The following is a 19,408-nucleotide window of genomic DNA, read 5'->3' on the forward strand; positions in this document are numbered from 1 at the left end:
GGACGTTCCCCGGGGGGTCCACGGAAGGGGACGCATGGGACTGCTCGACAGGTGGCGCACGCCGCGCCCCGCAACCGTTCCCGATGCCCGCCCGACCAGCCGCCGTCCGCGTCGACGGGCGAAGCAGGCCGAGGCGGTGCTGGGCGAGGCCCAGCTGCGCGAGGTGCTGCGCGAGGACCCCAACGACGAACGGGCCTTCGCCGCCCTGGCCGAGCTCGTCCGCACCCGCGCCGCCCTGGCCCACGAGGAACTGAGCGGACGGGAGTCGCAGGACGCGACCCCCGACCCCGCCGAGGTGCAGCGCGCCGCGGACAACGCGGTGTGGGCCCTCGCGGAGGAACTCGCCCAGAGCCCCAGGGCGTGGCGACCGTTGCTGGTGCTCGGGCGGCTCTCGCTGACCGACGACCGGGACGCGGCCCTGCGTCGGCTCGGCATCGCGGCCGACCGCGACACCAGCGGACAGGCCCTGGCCGCGGCGCTCGCGGGCTTGCGCGAGGCCGGGATGAACGACGAGGCCCTGAGTCTCGGCGTCGGGCACTGGCGCCCGCGCGACCACGACCTCGACGCCGGCCGTCACCTGGTGGCGGCCGCGATCGACGCCGGTCGCCTCGCCGAGGCGCGGCGTCACCTCAAGGCGCTCGCCGACCACCCGGACACCGGCCGTGTCGTGCAGCTGCGCACGGAGCTCGAGGACGCCCTGGCCCGGGCGGATCGCGCGCGCCGCTGAGTCACCACCGGGGCCGCGGGTAGGGGGCCAGGCACCACCGCACGGTGGCGACGGCCGCCACCGCGGCCAGGGACACCGCGGCGACGGCGCCCGCGAGGCCCAGGTCGGCCGGCAGCGGATCGCCCGCCAGCACCGCGAGGACACCCGAGGCCAGCACGGGGGGCACGAGGGCGCTGCGCTGCACCGTCCCCCACGCCACGCGGTGGTGCACCAGGTGCACCACGAGAGCGGTCACGGACTGGGTCAGCACGCCGGCGAAGAGCCCGACCACCACTCCGAGGTAGACGTACACCTCGGTCCAGGGGCCGCTCGCCGTCCCCGCACCGAGGACGGCGCCGGTCGCGCCCCCGATGAGCGCGCCGGCGCCGAGACCGACCAGCAGCAACCGCCCGAGGACGGTGATCCCCACCTCCTCGGGCAGCAGCTGCCGGCTGCTCATCGCGTGGTCACCGCCGGATCAGCTCTCGCCGCCCGCGTTGCCGCTGCGCCCGGCACGGACGTTGTGCAGCTCGTACTTCTCGATGGCCTGACCCGGTGCGCGCCAGTCGACCTCGCCGCGCTTGGCGAGCATCTCCAGGGCCCGGACCGCGACGGAGGGGCCGTCGATGTGGAAGTGGCGACGGGCCGCCGCGCGGGTGTCGGACAGGCCGAACCCGTCGGCTCCCAGGGAGGCGAAGTCGCCCGGGACCCACTGCGCGATCTGGTCGGGCACCTGACGCATCCAGTCGCTGACCGCGACGACGGGGCCGGTGGTCTCCCCGAGCTTCTGCTCGACGAAGGGCACCCGACGTTCCTCACCGGGGTTGAGGAACGCGTGCTCGTCGCTCTCCAGGCCGTCGCGGCGCAGCTCGTTCCAGCTCGTCACCGACCACACGTCGGCGACGACGCCGAAGTCGTCCTTCAGCAGCTGCTGGGCCTCCAGCGCCCACGGCACGCCGACACCGGAGGCGAGCAGCTGGGTCCGGGGACCGTCGCCCTCGCCCACGGAGATGCGGTGCATGCCGCGCAGGATGCCCTCGACGTCCACGTCCGCCGGTTCGGCCGGGTGGATCATCGGCTCGTTGTAGACCGTCAGGTAGTAGATGACGTTCTCGGGGTCCTCGCCGTACATCCGGCGCAGACCGTCCTTGACGATGTGGCCGATCTCGTAGGCGTAGGCGGGGTCGTAGGACACGACCGCCGGGTTCGTCGCCGCGAGCAGCAGCGAGTGGCCGTCGGCGTGCTGCAGGCCCTCACCCGTCAGCGTCGTGCGTCCCGCCGTCGCGCCGATCATGAACCCGCGGGCCATGGTGTCGGCCGCGGCCCAGATGTTGTCGCCCGTGCGCTGGAACCCGAACATCGAGTAGAAGACGTAGATCGGGACCATCGGCTGCCCGTGCGTGGCGTAGGACGACCCGGCCGCGGTGAAGGCGGCCATCGAACCGCCCTCGTTGATGCCCACGTGCAGGATCTGCCCGTCGGTGGCCTCCTTGTAGGCGAGCATCAGCTCGCGGTCCACGGAGGTGTACTGCTGCCCGTGCGGGTTGTAGATCTTGATCGTCGGGAACAGCGAGTCCATCCCGAAGGTGCGGGCCTCGTCGGGGATGACGGGCACGACGCGCTTGCCGAACTCCTTGTCCCGCATGAGGTCCTTGAGCAGGCGGACGAAGGCCATGGTGGTGGCGATCTCCTGCTTGCCGGACCCCTTGGCGGCGATCTTGTAGGAGTCCTCGCCCGGCAGGTGCAGCGGAGCGTGCTGGACGCGTCGCTGCGGGACGGGCCCGCCGAGGTCGGCTCGGCGCTTGCGCAGGTACTGGATCGACTCGTCGCCCTCACCCGGGTGGTAGTACGGCGGGCGGTAGGGGTCCTTCTCGAGCTGCTCGTCGCTGATCGGGATGCGCAGCGAGTCGCGCAGGAGCTTGAGGTCCTCCAGCGTCAGCTTCTTCATCTGGTGGGTCGCGTTGCGGCCCGCGAAGTGCGGCCCGAGGCCGTACCCCTTGATGGTCTTGGCCAGGATGACCGTCGGCTGACCGGTGTGGTTCACCGCCGCCTGGTAGGCCGCGTAGACCTTGCGGTAGTCGTGGCCGCCGCGCTTGAGGTTCCAGACCTCGTCGTCGGACATGCCCTCGACGAGCTTCGCCGTGCGCGGGTCGCGCCCGAAGAAGTTCTCCTTGACGAAGGCGCCGTTCTCGGCCTTGAACGTCTGGTAGTCCCCGTCGGGGGTGGCGTTCATGAGGTTCACCAGGGCGCCCTGGTTGTCCTGGGCCAGCAGGGTGTCCCACTCACGGCCCCAGAGGACCTTGATGACGTTCCAGCCGGCACCGCGGAAGAACGCCTCGAGCTCCTGGACGATCTTCCCGTTGCCGCGCACCGGGCCGTCGAGGCGCTGCAGGTTGCAGTTCACGACGAACGTGAGGTTGTCGAGCTCCTCGTAGGCCGCGAGCTGGGCGAAGCCGCGCGACTCCGGCTCGTCCATCTCGCCGTCGCCGAGGTAGGCCCAGACGTGCTGCTGGGAGGTGTCCTTGATGCCGCGGTTGTGCAGGTACCGGTTGAACTGGGCCTGGTAGATCGCGTTCGCCGGGCCGAGACCCATCGAGACCGTCGGGAACTCCCAGAAGTCCGGCATGAGCCGGGGGTGGGGGTAGGACGGCAGCCCGTTCGGGGCCTTGGAGACCTCCTGGCGGAAGCCGTCGAGCTGCTCCGCGCTGAGGCGGCCCTCGAGGAAGGCGCGGGCGTAGACCCCGGGGGAGGCGTGGCCCTGGATGAAGACCTGGTCGCCACCGCCCGCGTGGTCCTTGCCGCGGAAGAAGTGGTTGAACCCCACCTCGTACAGCGTCGCGGAGGAGGCGTAGGTGGAGATGTGGCCGCCGACGCCGATGCCCGGCTGCTGCGCGCGGTGCACCATGACCGCCGCGTTCCAGCGGATCCAGGCGCGGTAGCGGCGCTCGACGTCCTCGTCGCCCGGGAACCAGGGTTCGCTCTCGGGGCCGATGGTGTTGATGTAGTCGGTCGCCGTCAGGCTCGGGACGCCGACCTGGCGCTCACGGGCGCGCTGCAGCAGCTGCAGCATCAGGTAGCGCGCTCGGGTGCTCCCGCGGTCGTCGACCACGCCGTCGAGGGAGGCGAGCCACTCGGCCGTCTCCTCGGGGTCGATGTCCGGCAACTGCGAGGGCATCCCGTTGAGGATGGGTCCCTTGCCGGCGGGGCCGTTGCCCGCCTCATCGCGTCTGGCCACGGTGGTGGTCCTCCCGCTGTCGTCGAGGGTCCCGCGGTCCGGTTGGAAGCCGCGGGGGCCCAGCTCTTCCTGGACTCAGGTTAGGACCGACGTCGGACACCGACCCACCCCGGTCTCCTCCGGCGCCCCGGGAGGGACCAGCCGGTCCTCCCGGGAGTAGGCGTTGGCGCGCGGGGGACGGACGAAACCCAGGAGCGTCATCCCCACCTCCCGGGCCAGTGAGACGGCGAGCGAGGAGGGGGCGGACACCGCCGCCAGGACGGGCACCCCGGCCATCGCGGCCTTCTGGACGAGTTCGAAGGACGCGCGTCCGGAGACGACCAACACCTTGCCGCGCAACGGGAGGCGCCCCTCCCGCAGGCCCCAGCCGACGACCTTGTCGACGGCGTTGTGCCGGCCGACGTCCTCACGCAGGCAGAGCAGGGTGCCGTCGGCGTCGAACAGTCCCGCCGCGTGCAGCCCGCCGGTGCGCTCGAAGGTCGCCTGCGCCGCGCGCAACGTGTCGGGCATCACGGCGAGGACGTCGGTGCGCAGCGCGACCGCGTCCTCGTGCAGCGGGGCGGGGACGCGGGCGAGGACGTCCTCGACGCTGGCCGAGCCGCAGACCCCGCAGGCCGACGTCGTCGTGAAGGGCCGGGCCACCCGCGGACCGGCGAGCCGGCTGCCGGGACGGGCGGTGATCCGGAGCAGGTTGTACGTCGGTTCGCCGTCGGGGCCCACGTCGGTGCAGTGGATCGCCTGGACCACGTCGTCGGCGCCGGTCAGCAGGCCCTCGGCGTGCAGGAAGCCCAGCGCGAGGTCGACGTCGTCGCCGGGGGTGCGCATCGTGACCGTCAGCTGCTCGCCGTCGACCTCGAGCTGCAGCGGTTCCTCGACCGCGAGGGTGTCCGGGCGGGCGCTGGCGGACCCCTCGGCGAGGTCGAGACGGACGGTGCGCGTACGGACGGTGACCCTTCCCACGTGCTCAGAGTGCCACCCCCGGGGCCTCCCGGCAGCCCCCGCCGCGGCATCGGTGGACGAGTCGTGATGGGGTCGTGATCCCACCGTGCGGGCGGTTCGCCTTGCGCTGGGGGTGCACTCTCCGGTGCACTAGGAGGTCACGAGCACGTTCAGCGTCCCCACCGACCGGGAGTGGGGCCTTGAGAGAGGCAGGAACACGAGTGGGTGCGACCGCGGACCCTGCGGCCGATGAGGCTGCAGTGGCCAAGCTGGGCTTCAAGTCCGGGCAACTGGTCCAGGAGTTCGGCTGGGACGAGCAGGTCGACGAGGACTTCCGGCAGGCCGTCGAGGACCTGGTCGGCAGCGAGCTGCTCGACGAGGACGCCGACGACGTCGCGGACGTCGTGATCTGCTGGTACCGCGAGGGTGACGGTGATCTGGTGGACGCACTCGTCGACGCCATCACCAACCTCGCCGACGGCGGCATCGTCTGGCTCCTGACGCCGAAGAAGAACCGCGCGGGCCACGTCCCCGCGGCCGAGATCGACGAAGCGGCCCCCACGGCGGGCCTGCACGCGACGACGAGCGTGAGCGCCTCCGCCAACTGGGCGGGGACACGCATGACGACGCCGAAGAACGGCCGTCGCTGAACGAGCTGCGCACCACGCCGGGACGGGGAGACCTCTTCCCCGTCCCGGACGCGGTGGTGCCAGACCAGCACGGCGAGCGGCTGGCCCTGCGTGAGCTGTGGGCCCAGGGGCCCGCGCTTCTGGTCCTCGTGCCGGCCGCGTTCTCGACGCACTGCACGGCCGAGCTCGGCTCCCTCGCCTTCGAGATCGAGCGCTTCGACGACGCGGGCGTGCAGGTCGCCGCGCTGTCCTGCGATCCCGTGACGTCCCTGAAGGCCTGGGCCGAGGACCGGTTCTACCCCTTCCCGCTGCTCAGCGACTTTTGGCCGCACGGGACGGTGTCCCGCGACCTGGGCGCCTTCGACGAGGACCTCGGCGTGTCGCAGCGCGTGTCGCTGCTGGTCGTCGACGACACCGTGCGCTGGAGCCTGCGCGGGGAACTCGGCGCGCCCCGGTCCCTGGCGACGCACCTGAGCGCGCTCGACCAGCTCTGAGGTGGGCCCGGCCGGGCTCGAACCGACGACAGCCGCGGTGTAAGCGCGGTGCTCTACCAACTGAGCTACAGGCCCCAACCGGACCACCGTAGCGCCCGCCCGACCGCTAGGGTCAGCCCCCGTGATCTCCCCGGACGGCGAGCCCCCCACCCTGCGCCAGGTGACCGACGCCCTCGAGGCGATGCACCCGCTGGAATGGGCGCAGTCCTGGGACGCCGTCGGTCTCGTCTGCGGTGACCCGAGCGTGCCGGTGCGCCGGGTCCACTTCGCGGTCGACCCCGTCGAGGCCGTCGTGGAGGAGGCCATCGCCGCCGGGGCGGACCTGCTCGTCACCCACCACCCGCTGCTGCTGCGGCCGGTGAACTCGATCGCGGCCACGACGTTCAAGGGCGGTGTCCTGCACCGCGCGATCCGCTCCGGACTGGCGATCTACGTCGCCCACACCAACGCCGACGCCGGCGCCCCCGGCGTCTCCGACGCCCTCGCGCGCGTCCTCGACCTCGACGACCTCGTCCCGCTGGACCCGCTGCCGGGGCACCCGGAGCTCGGGATCGGTCGCGTCGGCAACCTCGCCGTCCCCGAACGGCTCGGGGACTTCGCCGACCGCGTGGCCCAGGCGTTGCTCGAGACCGAGCAGGGCGTCCGCGTCGCGGGGGACGCCGACGCGATGGTCCAGCGGGTCGCCGTCTGCGGGGGATCGGGCGACAGCCTCTTCGACCAGGTCCGGGCCAGCGGCGCCGACGTCTACGTCACGGCCGACCTGCGCCACCACCCCGCCTCCGAGGCCCGCGAGCGGGCGGGCTTCGAGGACGGGCGCCCGTACCTCGTCGACGTCGCCCACTGGGCCAGCGAGTGGCCGTGGCTGGCGGGGTGCGCGGACCGCCTGGTGGTGGCGTTGGCCGCTCTCGGCCGTACGGTGGTCGCCCACGTGTCCACCACGCGCACCGACCCCTGGACGTTGCGCGTCCCCAGCCGAGGAGAGTGAGCCGGCGCATGCCGAAGGCTCCGGCGATCGACCAGCAGCGACTGCTGGACCTGCAAGCCATCGACACCCGTCTCGCACAGCTCGCGCACCGTCGCAGGACGCTGCCCGAGCAGGTCGAGCTGGACGGCCTCGAGAAGGAACGCCGTCGTTCGGCGGACATGCTCGTCGCCGCCCGCACCCTCGTCAGCGACGTCGAACGACTGGTCGCGAAGGCCGAGGGTGACGTCGCGCAGGTCCGCGACCGCGCCGACCGCAACACCAAGCGGCTGCAGTCCGGCGGGGTCTCGGCCAAGGACGCCGCCGCCCTGGAGCACGAGCTCGAGTCCCTCGGACGCCGGCAGGGGGTGCTGGAGGACGAGGAGCTCGTGGTCATGGAGCGCCTCGAGCAGGTCCAGTTCGCCGCGGCCGAGCTCACCACCACCGACAGCGAGCTCGCCGAGCAGATCGCCGACGTCACCGAACGTCGCGACGCGGCGCTCGCGGCCATCGCCGGTGAGGAGACCGCCACCCTGGCGCGCCGCCAGGCCATCGTCATGGGGATCGACGACGCCCTCGTGGCCCTCTACGAGAAGGTCCGCGCACCCCGCAGCGGGGTCGGTGCGGCGATGCTGCGGGCCCGTCGGTGCGAGGGGTGCCACCTCGACCTCAACGCCTCCGACATCTCCACGATCCGGTCCTCGCCCTCCGACGAGATCGTGTTCTGCGAGGAGTGCGGGCGGATCCTCGTGCGCACGGACCAGTCGGGTCTCTGAGGATGGCCCGCGTGCTGCGGATCGAGGCCGACGGCGGCTCCCGGGGCAACCCGGGACCGGCCGGCTTCGGCGCCGTCGTGAAGGACGCGACGAGCGGTGAGGTCCTCGCCGAGGTCGCGGAGTCGATCGGGCGGGCCACCAACAACGTCGCCGAGTACCGCGGACTGGTCGCGGGGTTGCGGGCGGCGCACGCCATCGACCCGGACGCGCGGATCGAGGTCCGGATGGACTCCAAGCTCGTCGTGGAGCAGATGTCGGGACGCTGGCAGATCAAGCACGCCGACATGCGCACCCTGGCCCAGGAGGCCCGCGCGCTGGTCCGGCCGGGTCTGGTGGACTTCGGCTGGATCCCGCGGGCGCAGAACTCCCACGCCGACCGTCTCGCCAACGAGGCCATGGACGCGGCCGCGGCGGGCCGGCAGTGGCAGCGCGCGACCGTCGCCCCGGCGGCCGCCTCCGGCGGTTCCGCCGCTGCGGCGGACCCCGACGCAGCGCCGACCGTCCTCGTCCTCGTGCGCCACGGTTCGACCCTGCTGACCGAGCAGCGCCGGGTCTCCGGCCGCTACGGCGAGGACCCGGAACTCTCCGAGAGCGGCCTCGCCGAAGTGCGGTCCGCCGCGGCCTGCAGGGACGTCGCGGGCGCCGACGTCGTCGTCTCCTCGACGATGCGCCGTTCCCAGCAGACCGCGCGGGCCATCGCCGACGCCCTCGGTGTCGACGTCGTGACCGACCCGCAGTGGGACGAGACCGACTTCGGTGAGTGGGACGGCCTGACGGCCGGTGAGGTCGTCAAGCGCTGGCCCCGGGAGTTCGCCGCCTGGAACGACTCCCCGGACGCGGCCCCGCCCGGCGGGGAGTCCCTGCTGACCGTGGAACGACGGGTCCTCGCCGCCCGCGACGCGCTCCTGCGGCGCTGGGCCGGGAAGCGGGTCGTCCTGGTCAGCCACGGCGACCCGCTGCGGGTGCTGCTCCGCTCCGTCCTCGGGGTGGACGGGCGGATGCAGCGCCGGATCCACGTGGACCCGGGCTCGCGCACCCTGCTGCGCTACCGCGCCGACGGCACGTCCGAGGTGCTGGCCGTCAACCGCGTCTGACGCTCGTCCGAGGAGTCGAGCGCGCTGGGCCACCACACCCGGTGGCCCAGCAGGGCGAACAGCGCCGGCACGAGGACCGTTCGCACCAGCAGCGTGTCGAGCAGGACGCCGATGCCGACGACGACCCCGATCTGGGTCAGGACGATGAGTGGCAGGACGCCGAGGACGGCGAACACCGCGGCCAGCAGGATCCCGGCGCTCGTGATCACCCCACCGGTGACCGCGACGCCGACCCGGACCGCCTCCCGCGTCCCCAGCTCCGGGGTCTCCTCCCGGATCCGCGTGACGAGGAAGATGTTGTAGTCCACCCCGAGCGCGACGAGGAACAGCAGCGAGAGCAGCGGGACCTGGTTGTCCAGGCCCGGCATCCCCGCGACGTGGGTGAAGAGCAGGTTCGCGGCCCCCAGCGCGGCGGCGTAGGTCGCGAGCACCGTCACCACGAGCAGCAACGGGGCCACCAGGGAGCGCAGCAGCGCGATCAGGACGACGAGCACCACGAGGACCACCAGCGGCGTCACGACCAGCAGGTCGCGGACCGTCGCGGTCCGGGTGTCGAGGGCCTCGGCCTCCGTACCGCCGACGAGGGTGTCCGGGGCCACGGCCTGCACGGCGCTCCGCAGCCGCTCCACGGTCTCCCGGCTCTGCGCCGACCCCGGTTCGGCGTCGAGGGTGGCGAGCAGTTCGCTCACCCCGTCCGCGGTGCGTCCCGGCCTGACCCCGTCGACGCCGGTCACACCCTCGGCAGCGGCGAGCACCGCGCCCAGCTTCCCCGCGTCCCCGCGGACGAGGACCTGCGCGGGTTCGGCCGCGGCGCCGGGGAAGTGCTCCGACAGCGTGCGCGAGCCGTCCACGGACTCCGCGGAGACCCGGAACTGGTCGGTCTGCTGCAGGCCCAGCGACGCGCCGGTCAGCCCCGTGGCCAGCGCCCCGAGCAGCACCACGGAGCCGATGACGATGCGGGTGGGGCGGGCCAGGACGGCCCCGGCGATCCGCGCCCAGACCCCGGTGCGGGTCGTCTCGACCGAGCCCACCGTCGGGACGAACGGCCAGAACAACCGTCGTCCGCAGACCACGAGGGCGCTCGGCAGCACCAGCAGCCCGAACACGAGGGCGACGACGATCCCGATCGCGGCGTCGCGGCCGATGGTCTTGTCCGCCGGCAGGACGGCCGCCTGCAGGGTCAGCAGCGCGAGCACGACGGTGGTCGCGCTCGCGGCGATCGCCGGCCCGGCCCCCCGCAGGGCCTTGCGCATCGCCGCGCGCCGGTCGGGTTCGCGACGCAGCTCCTCGCGGTAGCGGGCGATGAGCAGCAGGGCGTAGTCCGTCCCGGCGCCGAAGACGAGGACGCTCGTGATGCCGGTCGCGGAGGGGTCGACCGGGGAGTCCGTGAGGCGCCCGACGATCTCCAGCAACCGGGTGGTGACCTGGTCCGCGATCCCGACGACGACCAGCGGGATCAGCCACAGCACGGGGGAGCGGTAGGTGATGAGCAGCAGCAGCGCCACCACCGCGGCCGTGACCAGCAGCAGCCGTGTGTTCGCGCCGCTGAAGGAGTCGGCGATGTCGACGCTGAACGCCGGCCCACCGGTGACCTCGACCGTGAGCCCGGCCGGCAGGTCGCGGGCGACCCGGGCGCGGAGGTCCGTCACGGTGGCGGCCAGTTCCTCGCGGGGGACGTCGACCTGGACGGGCACGGTCACGAGCACCGCCTGCCCGTCCTCGCTGGGGATCGGGGTCCCCAGGGCGCTCGCGGTGGCGAGGTCGGCGGGGGTGAGGGTGGAGTCGCGGGAGTAGACGACGAGCAGGCTCCCGGCCCCGTCGTCGGGGAGGGTGGCGGCGAGTTCCGCCGCGCGGACGGACTCCGCCGAGGCGGGGGGCCCGCTGGTCGCGGAGGTGCCCGCGGGGGCCTCGCCACCGAAGGCGTTCACCCCACCGGCGAGGAGGACCGCGGCGAGCAGCACGAGCCACGCCGTCAGACGGCCGGTCAGGAAACGCATGGTCACCTCATTCAGTGAATCTCTCAGTGACTGAGATGTCTACCGGTCGAGGAGTAGGATGGCAAACCGATGAGCATGTACCGGCCCCGAGACACTCCCCGCGCCCGCCGCGAGCAGGAGGTCGTCGACGACCTCCGCGACCTGGTGGGCGTCTCCGAACGCATCGCGCACGCCTTCGCCGCCCGGCACGGCCTGCACCCCACCGACCTGCAGGCCCTCATCCACGTGATGCGGCGCGAAGGCGCGGGGGACCCGTTGACCGCGGGCGAGCTCGCCGGTCTGCTGAACGTGACGACCGGGGCCGCGACCGGCGTGGTGGACCGCCTCGAACGGCACGGCCACCTGCGCCGCGACCGCGGCGACACCGACCGCCGCAAGGTGTTCCTGCGCTACGGCGAACCCGGCCAGGTTCTGGCCCAGGAGTTCTTCGGACCCCTCGGCCGGCGCTCCACCGCGGTGATGGACCAGTTCGACGACGCCGAGCTCGACGTGGTGCACCGCTTCCTGACCGGCATGGGCCGGGCGTTCACGGAGCACCACGACGAGCTCTGATCAGCTCACCCCTGCGGCGTCGGCGTCGGCGTCGGCATCGACCAGCGTGATCGCCTTCGCGTAGCCGCCGGGGGTCTTGGTCACCTCGATGACCCGCTGCATCAGCGGTTCGATGGCCGGCACCTTGTCCAGCGGCGCCGCGATGACGAGCTGGAACCCCAGCCCGCGCCAGGCGTTCACCCCGCGGGCGGTGAACTCGCCGTCGGACTTCACGAAACCCTCGTCGAGGAACACCGGGGCGAAGACGGGCAGGGCGTTGCGGCTCGTCCCGAGCTGGTAGCGCAACGCGGCACCGACGATGAACGCGATGAGTTCCTGGACCTCGCCGCCGGACTTGCCACCGAGGTGGTCGTAGATGCTCAGCGTCGCCCTGGTCTCGGCGTCGACCCGCAGCGCCCGGACCGAGGTGTGCTTGCGGACGTCGAGCAGCAGTTCGCGTTCCGAGGCCGCCCCGGCGCCGCTGCGGATGCGGTCGATGAACCCGCGCAGGGCGAGGAAGCGGGCCTCGACGGCCGCGGGGTCGTCGATCCGCGTCGTGCCCGACGCCAGCTCGCGCAGTTCCCGCTGGAACACCGCGACCTCGGGGATCACCTGCGGCTGGACCTCGATGTGCAGGCGGTCCTGGTGCGGCCCGAACGGGAGGCCGGCGAGGATCTCGTTCACCGGGGCCAGCCGGTTCACGATCTCGGCGCCGGCCTGGCGCAACCTCGTCTGCAGGGTGAGCAGGTCGTCGCTGGACCAGCTGAGCACCTGGGACCGGAACTCCTCGGCCCGCGCCGCGAGTCCCTGCTTCGTCAGCTCGTCCAGGATCTCGCGGTACCCCTCGTAGGAGCCGACGCCCTGGCCCAGGTTCGGCTGCGGCCAGCGGCTCTGGAACGCCCGGAAGGCGCGCTCCAAGCGGGCGGCGGCGTCCGCCTCGCGCCCGACGGCGGCGACCCGTCCCTCGGAGGTGGCCTGCTGGATCTTGGGTTGCACCCGGCGGAAGTTCTCCAGGGTGTCCTCGGTCCGGTACCGCTGGTGCAGGCCGTCCAGGTGGGCCACCTGTTCCTCGGTCACGCCGACGCCGCGTTCCTCGAGTTCGAGGAGCAGGTCGTTCACCTCGTCCTGCACGGCGACGAGGTCGCCCCAGACCTTCTCGCCGGACCTGCGCGCGACCTTCGCCGAGGCCTCGACCTGCCGGGCGAGGTCGGCCTCGGACTCCAGCCGGTCGCGTTCGGCGCCCAGCACCCCGATCTGGTCGTTCGTGGCGAGCAGGGCGTCGATCTCGGCCTGGCGTCGCGCGATGGCACCCGCGGTCGCCGCCGTGTCGATCTCGGCCCAGCGGACCTCCCCGCGCCGCTGGTGGGCCTTCTCCTGGCGCAGCAGGGACTCCCGCTGCCCGGCGAGGTCCCGCTGGCGCTGCAGGTGTCCCGCGAGGCGGGCGTCGACGTCCGTGAGCTCGTCCCCGATGCGCTGCAGCAGGGCCTGGGGTGAGAACCCCAGGATCGCCCGCAGGCCGTCCTGCCCGCCGTGCGCGCCCCGGTCGCCGTTCTGCACCTGACCGGCGTGGGTGATGCGCCGCACGCGGTCGTCGCGGAAGGCGTCCGGCCCCTCGACCGCGAGGTGGGGGAAGTCCTGGGCCAGCAGCGCGGTGAGCCACCCCCGGTAGGGAGAGTCCTCCGCGACCCGCAGCCTGCCCACGAGGGTCGCCGGGTCGAGGTCCGGCACCGGGCGGTGGGCCTCGGCGAAGCGGAACTGCACCCGTTTGCGCAGCCGGAGCTGGTCGACGCGTTCGCGGAAGGTGGAACGCAACGAGGTCTCGACGACGAGGGTCCGGGCGAAACCCCCGAGCAGGAGTTCCGCGGCGCTGCGCCACTGCTCGTGCTCGGGGGCGACGTCGAGGAGTTCGGCGGCGAAGGGGAGGTCCTGCGGGGCGATCCCGAGCTGGTCGGCGATGGCGTTGCGGGCCGCGTCCAGGTCGTGGGGGACGAGGTCGGAGCGCTGCGAGAACCAGCGCTGCTCGGCGAAGAGCCGCTGCCGGTCGACGAGGTCCGGTGCGGCGGACTCGTCGAGGGCCCGGCTCTGCTCGTCGAGGCGCTGCAGGGTCGCGGGCAGTTCGCGCAGGAAGTCGGCGGAGGCGCGCTGCTGCGCGGTGAACCCGGCCTGGTCCCGGGGGAGCTCCCCGAGGACGCGGGTGTGCTCGGCGAACCGCCTCCAGGCGGCCTCGGTGTCGGCGTGCTCCTGCTCGGCGGCCTTCACCTGCAGCCCGAGGGTCTCCAGCGCGCCACCGCCCTGGGCCTCGAGCAGCCGTTTCGTGTCGTCGAGCTGCAGGTCCACCGCGAGACGCGCCGCGCGGGCCGCTCGCAGCGACTCGGTGGCCTCGTCGGCGACGGCCTTGGCCTGGCGCACCTCGACGTCCAGCAGGTCGCGCTCGGTGCGGGCGACCCACGCCCCGAACACGCTGTGGCGCGACGACCCGACCACGTCGAGCGCGTCGACGAGTGCGATGGCCTCGCGGGCGCCCCGGAGTTCGGCGTGCAGCCGGGGGACCTCGCCGAGGATGGTGATCTGCTCCTCGGCGGTCTTCATCGTCTCGTACGTCGCCTCGAGGTCGGTGAAGTGGGTGATCGCGGCGTCGGCGGCCTCGAACGTGCGGGGGCGTTCCAGGACCATCGTCCGGTACAGCTGGTCGACGGAGACGACCTCGCGGCCGGCCTGGATGCGGCCCAGGAGCTTCATCGCGGCGGTGCCGTCGCCGTCGGCGCCGATGCCCAGCAGGGGGTGCAGGAAGGCGGCGAACTTCGAGTAGGAGTCGTAGAACTCCAGGCCGCTGAACTGGCGGCGCAGGAGCTTGTGGTCGAAGCGGCGCTCCGCGAAGGGTTCGACGAGGCGCAGGTCGAAGTCGCCGCGGAACACCGCGAGGTGGTCCTTGACGTCGCGCGGGTCCTTCGCCGACGCGGGCGCGAAGTACAGCCGCATCGTCGTGACGCTCTGACCTCCGGTGTGCCGGAACGTGAACGCGAGACCGGACCAGGCGTTCGTCGCGTTCCCACCGGCGTCGCGACCGCGCAACGTCTCGTCGCGGTTCCTGCCCGTGTCCTCGTCGAGGACCTCGTCGAGCTTCCCGCGCACGTAGGACAGCGGGTTGCGCTGGGTCGAGGAACGGGCGCGGCCCGTGGTGGCGTCGTTGCTGGCGCCGTTGAACGCGGTCGTGGTGTTCATCATGACCGCGATGTAGGCGTCCAGCGTGGTCGACTTCCCCGTGCCGGAGGCGCCGGTGATGAGGTTCGCCCGGGGGTCGAACTCGACCCGGTGGTAGCCGTCGAAACCACCCCAGTTCACCAGTTGGACGTGGGCGACGTGCCACTGCTGGTGACCGGCACCGGCCAGGGCCAGCCCCGGGATCATCGGTCCGTCGTTCACAGCGTCTCCTGCAGGGCCTCGGGCGAATCGTGGGTGGGGGTCTCGGGGCCCGTGAGTCGGGCGACGATGCGCTGGACGACGTCCACGGGCAGCAGGAGTTCCAGGATCGGGGACACCCGGTAGCGGTTCTCCGTCCCGGTGCGCAGCAGGACCTCCTGGCGCAGCAGGCTGTCGACGGCCGTCGCGGCCTGCTGCTCGTCACGGGCCCGGTTGGTGCTGCTCAACGGCCGGAAGTGGCCGACCTCGTCGACGAGTTCGGCGCGTTCGACGAACACCTGGGCCTCCCCGGAGGCCGCGCGGGAGCGGGCGAGGCGGCGCAGGCAGATCAGCAGGATCGTCTCCTCCCGCGACCACGGCTGGTCGAAGAGCAGGGTCGGGAACCGCTGGCCGTCACGGGCGGCCGCCTGCTGCTTGTAGGCGACCTGGTGGTCGGTGTCGATCACGAGGTCGAGGAACAGGTCGTTCAGCCGGGCCCGGACCGCCCGCTGGTGCTCCAGCAGGATCCGCCAGGGTCGGGGGTGCGCCTCGGCGGAGAGGTAGCGGCGTTTCAGCAGCTGCACCAGGACCGCCCGCACCGCCTGCGGCAGGGTGCCGGTGTCGCCCGGGAAGAGACCGTCCTCGTCGAGGGTGGTCTCCGACCCCTGGTCGAGCGCTTCGAGGGCCTCCGGTTCGGCGTCGGTCCACTCGTCCTCGGGCGTGCTCATGCGGGGGTCTCGATCTCCTGCTCAGGGGTGGCGAACGTCAGGTCGGGGCCGCGGAAGCGGTGCACGACGCCGTCGGGGCGGGTCGTGGTGTAGACCGTGGCGCCGGGGGAGGTGTCCGGGTCACCGCCGGCGGCGGAGACGGCCAGGTGCAGCAACCCCATCAGGTCGGCGGGACGGCGCAGGTCGCCCGGGAGCTCGTCGAACAGCTCGCCGGTGCCGGTCACCCCGTCCTCGCGCCCTCCGGTCAGGGCGGCGCGCAACCGCTCGAAGTCCGGTCCGCCCCAGCGCTTCAGCTGTTCCAGCGAGGACGACGCGGCGGGGGTGTCCACGTGCTCGCGCAACGGCGGGGGGCTGGCGTCGTCGGCGGGGTCGTGCAGGCGGGTCCGCAGGGTGGTGATCGCGATCCGGGCCGCGGGCACCGGCAGGTCGAGGTCGAGGGTGGCCCGGGGCCCGGCGGTGGCGACCCACCCCGTCAGGGCGTCCGCTGCCGCGCGCAGCGCGTCGTCGAGTTCCCGGTCGCGCAGCGGGTCGTGGCGCAGGATGTGCGAACGCAACGAGGCGGACAACCGCCGACGCTGCTCCAGCACGAGTTCGATGCCCTCCGCGATGGTCTCCAGCGTCGTCCGCAACGCCGAGCGCTGCTCGGAGCTCAGGTCCGCGGCGAAGTCGTGGTCGAGGATCGAGGTGAGGTCCGAGCCCAGCGCGCGGGCCGTCGCCTCGTCCCGGACGAGTTCGACGGCACCGGCGAACGCCCGCCCGGACATCGACTCCGTCAGCATCTCCTCGGCCCGGCGCAGGTAGTCGTCGAGGACGTCACCCGAGGGGCGCGTCTCGGCGCGGAAGTCGCCCACGATCTCGCGGTGGATGCGGCGGACCTCCTCGGAGACCCGCAGGAAGTCGCCGGGCAGGGCCGAGAGCAGGTCCTCGAGGTTGAGGTACTCCCCGAGCATCTGCTCCCGGGACGCGTGCTCCACCTCGCCCCCCGCCAGCAGCCGGTCCCGTTCCAGGGTGAGGTGGCGGATCTGCTCGTCGAGGCGCTGCACGCGGACGTCGCGGTCCTGGGTGGCCTCCAGGGCGCACCGGCGCGCCACCTCGAGGATGGTCCGGATGCGCGACTCGCCCAGCAGGACACGCTGCCCGGACAGGCGGGAGACCTGCTCCATCGCGTCCTGGGTGTGCGAGGTCAGCGCGTACTCCTCCTCGCCGTCCTCGCCCGTGGGGGCCAGGGAGAGCCACTGCTCGCGGACCCAGGTCCGGACCAGCTCGCGCGAGGGGGTGTCGGGGATCTCGTGGCCGTGCAGCGCCACCTCCTCCAGCAGCCCCTGGACCTGGGCGTGGAAGCGGTCGGCGGGGATGCGGGTGCGCTGCCCGCCGAAGGCGCACGTCAGGACGGCGACGACCAGCGGACCGCTGGGGCGGCGCAGGAGGTTGAGCGTCGGCCGCGCGAACGCCTGGGTGGCGCGCGCCAGGTCGTCGCGGATGTTGCTCATCGGTCCCCGATCCATGTCCTGCGGTCTGCGGTGGTGCTCGGAGAACCGTAGGGGAGAGCTCGGACGGAACGTGCCCCGCGGGGCGGGACAGGAGGGGGACTGGAGGGGACGGTGGGCCGAACGGGTGAGCGCGGCGGCTCGCCGGCGTCGGCGCAGGCGGCGCGGGAGGGCCGCGCAGGAGCGGGCGTCGACCTGGTGGACGACGGCCCACCGTCACCCGGTGGCGTTCACCGTTCGGCGCGTCCTCGCTGCGAGCGGGCGGCGCGGACGACCACGACGTCGGCCAGGAGCAGCAGGACGAGGATCCCGACGAGCTTCAGCGCCGGGGCCCCGGTGACCTCGGCGTGGATGGTCACGCCGAGGACGAGGACCGTCATCGCGACGAGGAGACCGCCGAACGTCTCCAGGTGCTGCGCGTTCCGGCGTGCGCGGACGACGTCGGTCGGGGCGCCGGGGCGGGGGGAGCGGGGCACGGCGGTCTCCTGGTCGAGTGGGGGTGTGTCAGCTCTTGACGCCGCCGGCGGTCAGGCCGGAGACGATGCGGCGCTGGAACACCAGCACCATGATGATCAGCGGGACGGTGACGATCGTCCCGGCCGCCATGACCGCGGTGTACGGCTCCTGGTGGGGTTGGGCTCCGGCGAAGCTGGCGATCGCGACGGTGACCGGTTGCACCTTGTCCCCACCCAGCTGACTGGCGAGCAGGAACTCGTTCCAGGCCGCGGTGAAGGCCAGGATCGCGGTGGTGAAGATCCCGGGGGCGGCCAGCGGCAGGATGACCTTGCGGAAGGCCTGGCCGGGGGTGCACCCGTCCATGCGGGCGGACTCCTCCAGCTCCCAGGGCATCTCGGTGAAGAACGCCGTCAGCGTGTAGACCGTCAGCGGCAGGATGAACGAGATGTCCGGGATGATGAGGGCCTGGTAGGTGTTGATCCAGCCGATGTTGGTGAACAGCTGGAACAGCGGGGTGACGAGGGCGACGCCGGGGAACATCGAGGCCCCCAGGATCAGGCCCAGGACGTAGAACTTCCCGCGGAACTCCAGCCGCGCCAGGGCGTAGGCGGTGAACACGCCGACGACCAGACCCACCACGGTCGTGATGACCCCGATGACCACGCTGTTCAGCAGGGCCCGGCCGAAGTGGTTGCCGCGGGCGGTGGAGAAGGCCGTGCTGTAGTTCTCCCAGGTGACGTGCGTCGGCCACGGGGTGGTGTCGAAGGTGAAGCCGACGTCGCGGAAGCTCGTGACGATCATCCAGTAGAAGGGCAGCAGGCCCCACAGGCAGATGAGCACCACCCCGGCGTAGGTGAGGACGGCGCCCGGGACGTTGCGGCGCTGGACGACCTCCACGCCGGACGCGGTGACCTTGCCGCTGCGCCCGGTCGCGGTGCTGCGGGACGTGATCGCCATCTCAGACCGCCTTCTTCGTCTTCGGTGCCCGCTGCTCGGTGACGTTGGCGCCCAGGAACTTGATGAAGACGAACGCCACCGCGAACACGATGAGGAACGTCAGCGTCGACAACGCCGAGGCGGCGTTGAAACCCGTCCGGACCTGGTCGACGACGAGCATCGACAACGTCGAGGTGTCTCCGGCCCCGCCGGTGAGGATCTTCGGGAGGTCGTACATGCGCAGGGTGTCCAGGGTGCGGAAGAGCACCGCGACGATGAGGGCGGGACGGACCAGCGGCAGGGTGATGTAGCGGAACCGCTGCCACGCGCTCGCGCCGTCCATCTTGGAGGCCTCGTAGACGCTGCCGTCGATGACCTGCAGACCGGCGAGGATCAGCAGGGCCATGAACGGGGCCGTCTTCCAGGTGTCGGCGATGATGATCGCCGCCTTGGGCGGCCATCCCTCGCCGGTCCACAGGATGTTCGTCCCGAGGACCTTGTTGGCGATCCCGTCGTAGGCGAAGATGAAGTACCAGAGCTTGGCGGTGACCGCCGTCGGGATGGCCCACGGCACCAGGACGCTGGCGCGCAGGATGGCCCGGCCCTTGAAGTCGCGGTGCATGACGAGGGCGAAGACGAACCCGAGCACCGTCTCCAGGGAGACGGCCACGACGGTGAAGAGGAACGTCACACCCGTCGCGGTCCAGAACTGCGACCCGAGGGTCCCGGGCGGGCACGAGAAGGCGCCGCTGCCGCAGTCCTGCAGGAGCCACAGCTTGTAGTTCGAGACGCCGGCGAACCCGCCCTCGACGAACATCCCGGTGGTCGGGTCGAGCCCGGCGTCCTTCGTGAACGACTGGGAGACGGCCGAGACGACCGGGTACAGGATGACGATGGCGAGCAGGATCAGGGTGGGGGCGATGAGGACGGCGGCACGCCGTCCGGAACCGTCGTGCAGGCTGGCGCGTTTCCCCGAGGGGTTCAGCGGGGGTTTGCCCTGCGCGAACTCGCCGGTGGCCACACCGGACGTGGAGCTCATG

At 72.5% G+C, this 19,408-nt stretch carries 17 protein-coding genes and 1 tRNA gene; 7 read left to right on the forward strand and 11 right to left on the reverse strand.

Going from position 1 to position 19,408, the window contains the following annotated elements:
• Positions 1-34 precede the first annotated feature (34 nt).
• On the forward strand, positions 35-727 hold the full coding sequence (locus OG218_RS22940; protein WP_328295532.1) for a hypothetical protein: 693 nt from the start codon (positions 35-37) through the stop codon (positions 725-727).
• A 1-nt stretch (position 728) separates the two neighbouring features.
• On the opposite strand, the gene OG218_RS22945 is transcribed toward OG218_RS22940, so the two are convergent.
• The 3 genes from OG218_RS22945 to fdhD form a co-directional block, all read right to left on the reverse strand.
• On the reverse strand, positions 729-1,166 hold the full coding sequence (locus tag OG218_RS22945) for a hypothetical protein (RefSeq protein ID WP_328295533.1): 438 nt from the start codon (positions 1,164-1,166) through the stop codon (positions 729-731).
• Between the two features lie 18 nt (positions 1,167-1,184).
• Entirely contained in the window at positions 1,185-3,881 is a 2,697-nt protein-coding gene (aceE, locus tag OG218_RS22950; protein WP_328296283.1) for a pyruvate dehydrogenase (acetyl-transferring), homodimeric type, read from the reverse strand.
• Between the two features lie 135 nt (positions 3,882-4,016).
• Positions 4,017-4,901 (reverse strand): formate dehydrogenase accessory sulfurtransferase FdhD, encoded by an 885-nt coding sequence (gene fdhD / locus OG218_RS22955; protein WP_328295534.1) that lies wholly within the window; start codon positions 4,899-4,901, stop codon positions 4,017-4,019.
• Positions 4,902-5,101: 200 nt separating this feature from the next.
• On the opposite strand from fdhD, the gene OG218_RS22960 reads away from it, so the two are divergent.
• Positions 5,102-5,530 carry a DUF3052 domain-containing protein gene (locus tag OG218_RS22960; RefSeq protein WP_380157175.1) on the forward strand — a complete coding sequence of 143 codons (429 nt, stop codon included), beginning with the start codon at positions 5,102-5,104 and terminating at the stop codon, positions 5,528-5,530.
• 5 nt (positions 5,531-5,535) lie between these two features.
• The gene (locus tag OG218_RS22965; RefSeq protein ID WP_328296284.1) at positions 5,536-6,003 is read left to right on the forward strand and encodes a redoxin domain-containing protein; all 468 of its coding nucleotides are present in this window, start codon (positions 5,536-5,538) and stop codon (positions 6,001-6,003) included.
• A 2-nt stretch (positions 6,004-6,005) separates the two neighbouring features.
• Here OG218_RS22965 and OG218_RS22970 read toward each other — a convergent pair.
• Positions 6,006-6,078, reverse strand: a tRNA-Val gene (locus tag OG218_RS22970).
• A gap of 46 nt (positions 6,079-6,124) precedes the next feature.
• On the opposite strand from OG218_RS22970, the gene OG218_RS22975 reads away from it, so the two are divergent.
• The 3 genes from OG218_RS22975 to OG218_RS22985 are packed head-to-tail and all read left to right on the forward strand — an operon-like array spanning position 6,125 to position 8,834.
• Positions 6,125-6,988 (forward strand): Nif3-like dinuclear metal center hexameric protein, encoded by an 864-nt coding sequence (locus OG218_RS22975; RefSeq protein ID WP_328295536.1) that lies wholly within the window; start codon positions 6,125-6,127, stop codon positions 6,986-6,988.
• Positions 6,989-6,996: 8 nt separating this feature from the next.
• Positions 6,997-7,740 (forward strand): zinc ribbon domain-containing protein, encoded by a 744-nt coding sequence (locus OG218_RS22980; protein ID WP_328295537.1) that lies wholly within the window; start codon positions 6,997-6,999, stop codon positions 7,738-7,740.
• Positions 7,741-7,742: 2 nt separating this feature from the next.
• On the forward strand, positions 7,743-8,834 hold the full coding sequence (locus tag OG218_RS22985; protein ID WP_328295538.1) for a bifunctional RNase H/acid phosphatase: 1,092 nt from the start codon (positions 7,743-7,745) through the stop codon (positions 8,832-8,834).
• On the opposite strand, the gene OG218_RS22990 is transcribed toward OG218_RS22985, so the two are convergent.
• Positions 8,786-10,831, reverse strand: a complete 2,046-nt coding sequence (locus OG218_RS22990; protein ID WP_328295539.1) for an MMPL family transporter — start codon at positions 10,829-10,831, stop codon at positions 8,786-8,788. The two genes, OG218_RS22985 and OG218_RS22990, sit on opposite strands and share 49 nt — an antisense overlap.
• A 69-nt stretch (positions 10,832-10,900) precedes the next feature.
• Here OG218_RS22990 and OG218_RS22995 point away from each other — a divergent pair, with 69 nt between their 5' ends.
• Complete coding sequence (locus OG218_RS22995; protein ID WP_328295540.1) at positions 10,901-11,383, forward strand: MarR family winged helix-turn-helix transcriptional regulator; 483 nt, start codon at positions 10,901-10,903, stop codon at positions 11,381-11,383.
• Here the strand turns inward: OG218_RS22995 and OG218_RS23000 are convergent, their stop codons facing one another.
• The 6 genes from OG218_RS23000 to OG218_RS23025 form a co-directional block, all read right to left on the reverse strand.
• Positions 11,384-14,785, reverse strand: coding sequence for an ATP-binding protein (locus OG218_RS23000; protein WP_328295541.1), 3,402 nt, complete (start codon positions 14,783-14,785; stop codon positions 11,384-11,386).
• Positions 14,782-15,489 carry a DUF4194 domain-containing protein gene (locus OG218_RS23005; RefSeq protein ID WP_328295542.1) on the reverse strand — a complete coding sequence of 236 codons (708 nt, stop codon included), beginning with the start codon at positions 15,487-15,489 and terminating at the stop codon, positions 14,782-14,784. The genes OG218_RS23000 and OG218_RS23005 overlap by 4 nt, the downstream gene beginning before the upstream one ends.
• Complete coding sequence (locus OG218_RS23010) at positions 15,486-16,979, reverse strand: DUF3375 domain-containing protein (RefSeq protein WP_328295543.1); 1,494 nt, start codon at positions 16,977-16,979, stop codon at positions 15,486-15,488. The genes OG218_RS23005 and OG218_RS23010 overlap by 4 nt, the downstream gene beginning before the upstream one ends.
• Positions 16,980-17,206: 227 nt before the next feature.
• Positions 17,207-17,452, reverse strand: coding sequence for a hypothetical protein (locus OG218_RS23015; RefSeq protein ID WP_328295544.1), 246 nt, complete (start codon positions 17,450-17,452; stop codon positions 17,207-17,209).
• A gap of 28 nt (positions 17,453-17,480) precedes the next feature.
• Positions 17,481-18,389 carry a carbohydrate ABC transporter permease gene (locus OG218_RS23020; RefSeq protein WP_328295545.1) on the reverse strand — a complete coding sequence of 303 codons (909 nt, stop codon included), beginning with the start codon at positions 18,387-18,389 and terminating at the stop codon, positions 17,481-17,483.
• A 1-nt stretch (position 18,390) separates the two neighbouring features.
• Entirely contained in the window at positions 18,391-19,407 is a 1,017-nt protein-coding gene (locus OG218_RS23025; protein ID WP_328295546.1) for a carbohydrate ABC transporter permease, read from the reverse strand.
• Between the last annotated feature and the right edge of the window lies 1 nt (position 19,408).

This window comes from Kineococcus sp. NBC_00420 (assembly GCF_036021035.1).
Classification (GTDB): domain Bacteria; phylum Actinomycetota; class Actinomycetes; order Actinomycetales; family Kineococcaceae; genus Kineococcus.

What these genes read in the sequence shown, in the direction of transcription:
- OG218_RS22940 (WP_328295532.1), top strand. Translation starts at nt 35, where the DNA reads ATGGGACTGCTCGACAGGTGGCGCACGCCGCGCCCCGCAACCGTTCCC.
- OG218_RS22945 (WP_328295533.1), bottom strand. Translation starts at nt 1,166, where the DNA reads ATGAGCAGCCGGCAGCTGCTGCCCGAGGAGGTGGGGATCACCGTCCTC.
- aceE (WP_328296283.1), bottom strand. Translation starts at nt 3,881, where the DNA reads ATGCCCTCGCAGTTGCCGGACATCGACCCCGAGGAGACGGCCGAGTGG.
- OG218_RS22980 (WP_328295537.1), top strand. Translation starts at nt 6,997, where the DNA reads ATGCCGAAGGCTCCGGCGATCGACCAGCAGCGACTGCTGGACCTGCAA.
- OG218_RS22985 (WP_328295538.1), top strand. Translation starts at nt 7,743, where the DNA reads ATGGCCCGCGTGCTGCGGATCGAGGCCGACGGCGGCTCCCGGGGCAAC.
- OG218_RS22990 (WP_328295539.1), bottom strand. Translation starts at nt 10,831, where the DNA reads ATGCGTTTCCTGACCGGCCGTCTGACGGCGTGGCTCGTGCTGCTCGCC.
- OG218_RS22995 (WP_328295540.1), top strand. Translation starts at nt 10,901, where the DNA reads ATGAGCATGTACCGGCCCCGAGACACTCCCCGCGCCCGCCGCGAGCAG.
- OG218_RS23005 (WP_328295542.1), bottom strand. Translation starts at nt 15,489, where the DNA reads ATGAGCACGCCCGAGGACGAGTGGACCGACGCCGAACCGGAGGCCCTC.
- OG218_RS23010 (WP_328295543.1), bottom strand. Translation starts at nt 16,979, where the DNA reads ATGAGCAACATCCGCGACGACCTGGCGCGCGCCACCCAGGCGTTCGCG.
- OG218_RS23020 (WP_328295545.1), bottom strand. Translation starts at nt 18,389, where the DNA reads ATGGCGATCACGTCCCGCAGCACCGCGACCGGGCGCAGCGGCAAGGTC.
- OG218_RS23025 (WP_328295546.1), bottom strand. Translation starts at nt 19,407, where the DNA reads ATGAGCTCCACGTCCGGTGTGGCCACCGGCGAGTTCGCGCAGGGCAAA.